The sequence below is a fragment of the Methylocucumis oryzae genome, assembly GCF_000963695.1.
In the GTDB taxonomy this organism is placed as follows: Bacteria; Pseudomonadota; Gammaproteobacteria; order Methylococcales; family Methylomonadaceae; genus Methylovulum; species Methylovulum oryzae.
The window spans coordinates 1-8,664 of record NZ_LAJX01000295.1; the positions used below are offsets into that span (position 1 = coordinate 1).

The following is an 8,664-nucleotide window of genomic DNA, read 5'->3' on the forward strand; positions in this document are numbered from 1 at the left end:
CAAAAATATCTTCCCTATCATTTGTGTCGCCTTTCACTAGGTTGGTAGCTGATGATTGGAAAGCTACATAGCGACCGTTATCGCTAATCATGGGTTTCCAGCTTGCTTTGTTGGCCTGGGCGCCATTTGAAGCGACGCTGACGCGAGTGGTGGTTTTCGTTTTACGGTCATGGACAAAAATATCTTGAACGCTATTAGTATCACCTTCTACCAAGTTGGTAGTTCCAGACAAAAAGGCTACATAACGCCCGTCTGCACTCATTGACGGTAGTGCGCTCCAGTCTCCACCCGTTGCTTCGCTGCCATCGGATGCTACGCTAACGCGTGTTGTTTGCTTGGTTTTTAGGTCATGAACAAACACGTCATAATTTGAATTATTGTCATTGGCTACTAGATTGGTTGCATCCGATGTGAAAGCAACATAGCGGCCATTAGCGCTAATTGCCGTGTGGCATTGCCAGGACGGCCTAGCTTGAGTGCCGTCGGAAGCAACGCTAACCCGTCTTGTTTTCTTGGTTAGACGGTCATGGACGAAAATATCAGACGAGTGATTAGTATCGTTAGGTACCAGCGTAGAGGCTTCAGAATTGAATGCGATGAAGCGATTGTCGGCACTAATTGCCGGATGCCAACTTCTGCCATCGCCTTGCTTGCCTTTAGTGGATTGACTAATCCGCGTGGTTTCTTCGGCGTTGACAGTAAACGGTAACACCAAACCGAGGATTAATAAGGCTTTAAGCGCAGTGCATAAATTATTTTTGATGCATAGAGCAGGTTGTGTGGTCAACATGGACATCTCCTGAAAAGGATTAAAAACACTCTCGTAGGGTTTGTTAAGACGTATTAGTTAGGTGTTGGCATTAATTTGCCTACGAAGCGGAATTTACCGGCTTTAGTGATACCGTTAGGGCCTGAACGGTCAGACCAAACAGAAGATGCAAAGACCAAATTACCGGATAAGACAAATGTGTCGCCTGAGACACTGACCTTGGTATTAGCTGTTTCAAAGGCCGCTACACCGGCTTGACCTGCACTGGGGATTAAATTTAAATGCGCAGTGATATACCAGCCATCCGTGCCAGGTTTACCGCCTGGTGTTGAACCTGAGTTAACGGTGGGTCGGTTAGGGTCATAGCGTAATGCCATATCGCCTACGGTAATATGTCCATAGCGACCATTCACTCTAAAGGCGCCACCGACGCCAATTTGCCCGGTAAACGTTGCAACAGGGTCGAAATCATCAAAAACGGCTGTTGTCATTTGCGGGTTGCGGCCACCGTTGTCGTTAGCAGGTATTGCAGGCTCTATTCCATGAGAAAACATTTTAAACGTAGGTTTAGGCCACGGCTCGCTTAACGGCAAGCGGTGCATCGCGACTAAATTGGCGCCATCATCAGTGATTAATGGGTTAAAGTTATGCAGAGAGATGAGGTTATAAGCGATAGTCGCGCTGCTAACTCTTTTTGAGACTCCCATCACTTGATAAGCGGTTAATGGTGCAATTTCTTCGCTGGTAAACCAGTCTTCAAAATATAAGTCGCGTACCGTATAGGCGTCGCCTGAAATAATGCCTTTTAAGCCATTATCGAACACCATGTTGTTAGTGCCCGCCGTGTCGGGTTGCCATTTCTCTTCGTTAGGTCGACCATAACTATCAACACCGTTATAAGCATTACCCGCACGGTTCATAATGGTTGCGAAGTTGGCTGGGTCAAGCTGAAGGGTTAACGCGCCTTGTTTAAATGACATAGACTTGGCTTCTACTAAGGTTGCCGTGGTCAGCGCGAGTAGGGCTGAGGCAGCCAATAAAAGCTTAGAGTGTTGGTTGAAATTATTCATTTTCATCGTTCCTCACTTTGGGTAGTAGTGGGCAGTCGTTTAAGACTAAGCCTTAAGCTGTTTTTATAGGGCGTATTTGGAAGCGTGTGTTGTGAGCATGAATCTCCTAACTTTAGGGTTTAATAAAACCGGGCGTTCAAGGTTTGAGCTATCGCGCCCGGTGGCGATGGAAGGAGTGGCCTAATCCGTATTCTGGTGTTGTTGCTATAGCCAGGTAGGGTGCATTTCATGCACCTTACAAACCTATGCGGAGCATGGAATACAGCCTACTTGGCTCGTTGTAGTTAGCGGTCAGCGCGAATAATCGAGCCAACGTGTTCGCCATTAACCGCCGCTTTAATAAGTTCAGGTTTAGTGCCATTAATGACTTGAAATTGTTTGACTAAGCGTGATGTTTTTAAAACATCCAGCAACACTTCATCGAAAGGCAGAGTGGCTAAATTGAGGGCTTTTAATTCGGAAACGGTAATTTCTGGAATAAACTTGGCTGAAGCATGTGTTTTGGGATCAGCATCGTATAAGCCATCGACATCTTTGACTAACGTGACGGTTTTGCAGCCAAAGCACTCGGCTAAAATTAAACAACCCGCGTCGGTTCTATGCGGTGGAATACGACCAATTCCCGGTGGGTGTTCCCAGAGCGAATAAGGGGGTACGCCGTTAAAAATACAACCTGGCGCGGTTTTAATGAATAACGGTAATAAGTGACCAAAAATTTCGGGTGGAATCGCAACCACACCATGCGGCGCTAATAACGTACCTAGCATGTGGGCATTGCCTAGCGCGTCAGCGACAGAAATTTTGTGCTAATGCGCCAGTCGGTAAACCTAAATCACAGCCTATAGAAAAAAACGTGTTTGCTGCGCATTCCGCCGCCAACACCTAAAATAAGCTTTTCTGTTTTGAGCAAGTCACCTAAGACTTCTACGACCGGGTACGTCAGGGCTTTACCTTTATCAATTATCGAGCTAGAGCCAATTTTTATAACATGCGTTTCAGGTAGCATACGCACGACGGGGGTTTCTGTTTCTGTCGAAGCCATGACTTGTTTATCAATAAGGCTTTCGCGCATTAGAAAAGAATTGAGATGGTGCCGTTTATCAGTTTGGTTATTCATGAGCTGTTACAAAAGTTAGTCGTTAATCTGCAGTGATAATGGTGCCAACAGGCTCGCCATTGAGTGCTTTGGTGATGTTGCCTGGCACTAAGCCGTTGATGATTTGAATACTGCGCCTAGATTCGGCGTTTTTCATAAATTCCAACACCGGTGGTTCGACCACTGAATCTTGTAAATCCATGGCAATCATTTCATCGACGGTAATATTGGGGATAAACTTGGCGTGTTTGTCTTTTTTAGGGTCAGCTGTGTAAAGACCGTCTTCGTCTTTAATGTAAAGCATGGAGCGGGCGCCAAACATTTCACTGATAAGATAACAACCACTATCGGTGCGATGCGCAGGTAGACGACCAATTTCCGGATTACGTTGCCAGAACACATAAGGCGGCATACCAAAAAAAGACGACGGCTTGCCGTTCAGCGAGATAAAGCGGTAGTTGTGGGAATTGCACCGGTTCAATAAACGGGATGCCGTGCTTAGCCAACAGAAAATGAATCATCCGCGCATTTTGCATACTGACGAAGGTGCCCATGACGCTTAGCACGCCAGTTGGCATCCCTAAATCAACGCCGACGCTATAAGCGTGTCGCGCGCGCGTACCGGCACCGGTGCCGATAATCATTTTATGGTGCGGCAAGTTTTCAATCAGCTCATCTAAAATGGGCAAAACCGCAGCGCGACCACGGTCAATAATGCTTTGACCACCGACTTTAATCACGTTGGCATTAGGTAATATCTTAAACATCGGTTGTTCCGAGGTTTGCGATAAAACGGATTTATCAGTCAAATTGCCACTAATTAAAGATTGGCCTAGTTCTGTTAATAATTGGTTACTCATGTTTTTATAGACGTAGTAGAGTTTTTGTTATCGTTGTTTATTCACTTTCAGCTATAGGGAAGCTTGATGGCGTTTAATTCATAAGTTTCTTCAGTCTCCAAGGCCTGGTGTAAATCTGTAAATAACGCTTGTGCGTTTACCGTTAACAAGTCCAGAATTTTTTGTTTTGGTGGCGGCATCGACGGCATTACCCGCAATACCATCGACGCTTTCCCATGATTTAATAGAATCGATAGGTGCGTGGCTGACAGACCAGCGTGCGGCGACAACCGGAGCTAAGCGCTCTGCGCCCTGCTGGGTGAGCGCATCAAACAATTGATTGCGGTTGGTTTGACCACTTTTTTCAGTAAGCCCAAATTTGTTTAATACTTTATGCATTTCTTTGCGCATCACAGCCTTAGCGGAGTTTTGCGCTCGTTTGACATTGCCTAAGATGAGTATCGCACCGGTAGGTGCTGATAATTCAGCGAGCTGCGATAGCACATGGGTGTGGTCAAGTTGATGCATTGCGCGTGAGCTAAAAAATACTGACACGCTGTGTGCAGGCAGTGGCCACGGTAAATTGGCATCCATTTGAATCAACTGCGGTATTTGTGTGGCATCGGCGTAGCGTGCGCGATAAACCGCTAACATGCCGTCAGATAAATCAATCCCTGTGTAACGCATAGGCAGTTGTTGTAGAAAAAAGCCGATTTCGCCGGTGCCAGCACCTATTTCTAAAAATTGCCCATGTTGGTAAGGCATGATTAACTGTCCAATAGCGTTGGCGATAGCATGTGCTGTTGCTGCGCCTAAACCGACACGCTGGTCGTAAATATCCGCTTGAGTATCAAAATTGCATAGATAAAAGTTGCTTGCCCTAGGTAAAGATAAGAGCCTTGAGCGTGCGCAAAGGGTTAAGTTAAGCGCTTCAAGGCAGCTAGCCATATATCGTCGTTTGGCATAAAAAGAGAAACAGCAAAAAACAGGCCAATATGTATATGCAATTGATTTTAAATAGTTTTTTATTGTTTCGTGGTCTGTTGCTAGCAAGAAATACCGGAGGAGTAGGTCATATCACTTTTGAACTGTGTTATTTAACCTATTTGGCTGGAAGGCAGTGGGGGGGCTTAATCAAGAGATGTTTTTATTTATATAGTTTAGTATATAAAATTAGTTCGCTATTGCCGCCTGTTGATATAAAAAAGTACTGGAATAATAGGGCATATCACGATTGAACTAGGTTATTTCACCTGTCTTAACGGATAGAGGTGAGTATCTTGTGTTCATCATCGTTCCCACGCTCTGCGTGGGAATGTGCTGCAACCGCTCTGCGGTGTGAAACGAGACGCAGAGCGTCTTGGCTACGCTCCCACGCTAGAGCGTGGGAGCGATGAAATTTATGAGCGGTCACTTACATGGCTTGTTTTTTGCTTTAGTCAGACCTTTCAAGTGTTAAAAACCTGATTTGTATTCGTTCGATATCTGACTTATTAACCTTTTGATATTAAATGGAATTATCATCTATTATTAATCTTCAACACATAGTCAAAACCTATTCTCCCCAATTGTTAGCGCTTGATAATGTGAGTGTTTCGGTGTTAGCACAGGAGTTTATTGGCTTAACCGGTGGCAATGGTTCGGGTAAGTCGACTTTGTTAAAAATAATCGCCGGGCAATTAAAACCTAATCAAGGTAAAGCCGAGGTATTTCAGCGTGACGCGTTTAAACACGCCAGTCAGTTAACGCGTGAAATTGGCTATATTAGCCAAGATTGGGCGCTAGACCCTGAAATGAATGGCAAAGCCTTGTTGTATTATTTTGCTGCGTTATATGGGCTAAATTCGACAACAGCAAAGCAACGTATCGAGGCATTAATCACTGAATTTGATATGCAGCCTTTCATTGCGCGTCGAGTTAGCACATATTCGGGCGGTCAAATGCAACGCTTGCATTTAGCTATCGGGGTTATTCATCAGCCTAAGCTATTACTGTTAGATGAGCCTAGCAACTCACTCGATCCTTCGGCTAAAGTGTTTTTATGGGATTTTCTTAAAGCTTATCGGCAACTGGGTAATACGGTGTTGGTTGTCAGCCATGATTTAGACTGTGTGCAGCAGTATTGCTCGCGTGTGTTGATGTTTGAGCAAGGGCGGATAATCGCCGATGATACGCCTATGCAACTTATACAGACCCATTCACAGCCTGTGCTACACATTAAGACGGCTGACGATATAGCCAATCAACAAGCGTTAGAGCAGGGCTTACGGCAAGCGACCGGCGCTATGGCTATTCACTGCACGGTGCAAACAGTTAGTTTAAACGTTTCAACACGCGGATAAGGCTGAGTTATTGTTAAAAACCTTGCAAGTCTTCGCAGGCCTTGGGGAATCCGTTATCGAATGCCGTTGGGAGGCGTCCGGATTAGCACAAGCGTATTTTAAATTGACCGGGGCAGCGTTAAGCAAACAAAAACCAGCCCAGTCTAAAAAAAATCAACCGGGTTCGAGGAAGCACCATTGAATTTTACTTCTTTTGCGGTCTTTTGCGCCGTGTATGAACGCACGTTGCTCAAAACGTTAAGGCGGCCGGTACCATTAACGTTTTCTTTGGTACAGCCATTGATGTGGATGTTGTTTTTTGGTTTTTTATTTCATCGATACAGCGTAGATAATCTGCCGCCGGGTTTACAGTATCTCGACTTTTTGTTACCGGGTATTTGTTGCATGACGGTCTTATTTGGTGCTTCGCAAGCGGGCATAGAGTTAATTCGCGACATGCAAACTCGCTTTTTAGCGCGGGTATTATCGACGCCCGCATCAAAAGTTATGATGATGGCGGGCAAAGTCTTAGCCGATGCTAGCCGCTTATTGCTTCAAGCTGTCTTAGTATTGATATTGGGTTTAGCGTTGGGGGCGCAGGTGCAGTTAAGCCTTAGTATCTTAGCGATAGCCGCCGCTGGCTTGTTACTGTTCGGCATAGCCTTTTGTAGTTTATCGTGCTGGATAGCGTTAAAAGCGCGTTCTCAAGAAAACATGGCGAGCTTTGTGCATTTAGTCAATATGCCGTTATTATTTACCAGCACCGCACTCGTACCTGATAAGCAAATGCCGGGTTGGCTCGCGAATCTGGCGCGTTTTTAATCCGCTATCGTTGGTGGTTGATAATACGCGCACGGCGCTATTATTCGGTGTCGATGGTGACTGGTATAAACCGCTGTTGCCTTTGTTGATTATGGCGATTTTGCTATTTTTAGCCGCTGTTGATGGGCTTAAACGTTATAAAGCTTGAAAATATGAATTTATTTCAAGTGAATTGACAGAAGATACAGTCTTACTAAATTTATGGAGCATCCAAAGGGCACGTCATTATCCCTAAAACCATACGCGACGCTTAATTAGTGCTTGGAGCACCGCGCTGGGTTCAGGCCTTACATTTGACGTGACACCTTCGTTTATTTGGCGATTTTGATGCAAATTGTAACGCCTGACCTCGTTCATAAATGCAGCTGCTAAAAATTGAAATTGACGTTGGTAAACCAAATGGAATTGTAAGTATCAGAGCCTTTGAAGTTATTGACATATTGCAGTTGATAACCCGTGTCCACGTTAAAATGCGGGGAAAATTTGTAGCCAATTCCGGCATAAGCACGATTTTGGTTAAGACCGGGTTGCACAAAGCTTTCCCTAGAGCTGTAGTTTAGGGAATTAAGATAGATAAACAATTCATCAATGCCAATCAAATAAGCCTGGGTACCGGGCAAGGTGTATTGCAAACGCAAACGGTGGCGCATACGGTGTCCGCTGTCAGCGTCGGCAAAAAAACGTTGCTCCAGCCGGAAGCGGTATTGCAGGTTCAGCGCAGGGCTAATATTTTCAATCCATTGCACCTGCTGCATCAAGTCATGCGTGGCATTGTCAAAACCCACACCATTATTATCGCTGTACTCCCCTTGCCAGGTGTAACCCAACCAAAGCTGAAGTTTTGGCGTAATTTTGTAACCCAACAAGGGGCGAATGATGAATTGGTTAAATTCTGAAGAATCCTGATTGAAGCGCGGCGCCAATTCCAGAAAAGCCAGATAGCGGCTACCGCCAAAATCGGTTTGATAAGTGCTACTGACCCAAGTTTGCCTATCATCGGTAGCATCAGCAACGGGGACAAACGGTAAACTGAAGCAGATAAATAACACTAACGATCTTTTCATGGGAAATGAATCAGGCGGATAGTGCGCGGATTCTAGCAGACGAATTTCCATATAGTCCAGTTTTGCACACTCCCAAGCTTTTTAAGGGGCGCAGGGTTCAGGCCTTACATTCGACGTGACCCCTTCGTTTTGTAAAGCCTGACCCCGTTCACACGAGGAGCGTAACTGCCATTAAGTTAAGGAATATAACCAAATAATCAATAACTTCCATGTTGTGTTTTGTGAAATATTCTTCCGTAGGTCGGGTTAGCGATAGCGTAACCCGATAACGTCGGAACGGTAAAATGTTGGATTACGCTATCGCTAACCCAATCTACACGCCTAATTATCTGATTATTAAAAATTATATCTTGACGGCCGTGAAAGTGGGCGTGGGAACAAGAAAAAATCGTGGAGGTGAATGATTACCCAGTATAATTTGCAAGATTAGTGAGTGATAAAACGATAAAGTTGAATATTTATGAATCTCAGAGACTTACGTTATTTAGTGGCTGTGGCTGATTTACGCAGTTTTAATCAAGCAGCAGAGCAATGTTTTATTAGCCAGCCTACGCTAAGTATGCAAATTAAAAAAATGGAAGAGTCGTTAGGTGTGGTCATTTTTGAGCGTAATAATAAAAAAGTGCTGCCTACCGAGTTAGGGCAACATATTATTGCGTCCGCGCGCCGAATTCTGCTGGAAG

At 44.9% G+C, this 8,664-nt stretch carries 12 protein-coding genes; 4 read left to right on the top strand and 8 right to left on the bottom strand.

Annotated elements, in window-relative coordinates:
• The 7 genes from VZ94_RS20420 to VZ94_RS20440 all read right to left on the bottom strand — a co-directional run.
• Positions 1-790 (bottom strand): TolB family protein (locus tag VZ94_RS20420; protein WP_369126313.1); only part of this gene is annotated, 790 nt, incomplete at its 3' end.
• Positions 791-843: 53 nt separating this feature from the next.
• Positions 844-1,839, bottom strand: a complete 996-nt coding sequence (locus tag VZ94_RS20425; protein ID WP_045780647.1) for a hypothetical protein — start codon at positions 1,837-1,839, stop codon at positions 844-846.
• 284 nt (positions 1,840-2,123) lie between these two features.
• Complete coding sequence (locus VZ94_RS27385) at positions 2,124-2,606, bottom strand: amino acid kinase family protein (RefSeq protein WP_204369229.1); 483 nt, start codon at positions 2,604-2,606, stop codon at positions 2,124-2,126.
• A 65-nt stretch (positions 2,607-2,671) separates the two neighbouring features.
• The gene (locus VZ94_RS27390) at positions 2,672-2,956 is read right to left on the bottom strand and encodes an amino acid kinase family protein (RefSeq protein WP_204369230.1); all 285 of its coding nucleotides are present in this window, start codon (positions 2,954-2,956) and stop codon (positions 2,672-2,674) included.
• 22 nt (positions 2,957-2,978) lie between these two features.
• On the bottom strand, positions 2,979-3,335 hold the full coding sequence (locus VZ94_RS27395) for an amino acid kinase family protein (protein ID WP_204369231.1): 357 nt from the start codon (positions 3,333-3,335) through the stop codon (positions 2,979-2,981).
• Positions 3,319-3,795, bottom strand: a complete 477-nt coding sequence (locus tag VZ94_RS27400; protein ID WP_204369232.1) for an amino acid kinase family protein — start codon at positions 3,793-3,795, stop codon at positions 3,319-3,321. Before VZ94_RS27400 ends, VZ94_RS27395 begins: the two co-directional genes overlap by 17 nt.
• A 90-nt stretch (positions 3,796-3,885) precedes the next feature.
• Positions 3,886-4,722 (bottom strand): class I SAM-dependent methyltransferase, encoded by an 837-nt coding sequence (locus VZ94_RS20440; protein WP_045780648.1) that lies wholly within the window; start codon positions 4,720-4,722, stop codon positions 3,886-3,888.
• Between the two features lie 563 nt (positions 4,723-5,285).
• Here VZ94_RS20440 and VZ94_RS20445 point away from each other — a divergent pair.
• From VZ94_RS20445 to VZ94_RS26235, 3 genes are all read left to right on the top strand, one after another.
• On the top strand, positions 5,286-6,116 hold the full coding sequence (locus VZ94_RS20445; protein WP_045780649.1) for an ABC transporter ATP-binding protein: 831 nt from the start codon (positions 5,286-5,288) through the stop codon (positions 6,114-6,116).
• 177 nt (positions 6,117-6,293) lie between these two features.
• Complete coding sequence (locus tag VZ94_RS20450) at positions 6,294-6,917, top strand: ABC transporter permease (protein WP_045780650.1); 624 nt, start codon at positions 6,294-6,296, stop codon at positions 6,915-6,917.
• A 10-nt stretch (positions 6,918-6,927) separates the two neighbouring features.
• On the top strand, positions 6,928-7,065 hold the full coding sequence (locus VZ94_RS26235) for a hypothetical protein (protein ID WP_157844994.1): 138 nt from the start codon (positions 6,928-6,930) through the stop codon (positions 7,063-7,065).
• 220 nt (positions 7,066-7,285) lie between these two features.
• On the opposite strand, the gene VZ94_RS20455 is transcribed toward VZ94_RS26235, so the two are convergent.
• The gene (locus VZ94_RS20455; protein WP_045780653.1) at positions 7,286-7,981 is read right to left on the bottom strand and encodes a DUF2490 domain-containing protein; all 696 of its coding nucleotides are present in this window, start codon (positions 7,979-7,981) and stop codon (positions 7,286-7,288) included.
• A gap of 460 nt (positions 7,982-8,441) precedes the next feature.
• Here VZ94_RS20455 and VZ94_RS20460 point away from each other — a divergent pair.
• Positions 8,442-8,664 (top strand): LysR family transcriptional regulator (locus tag VZ94_RS20460; RefSeq protein WP_045780651.1); only part of this gene is annotated, 223 nt, incomplete at its 3' end.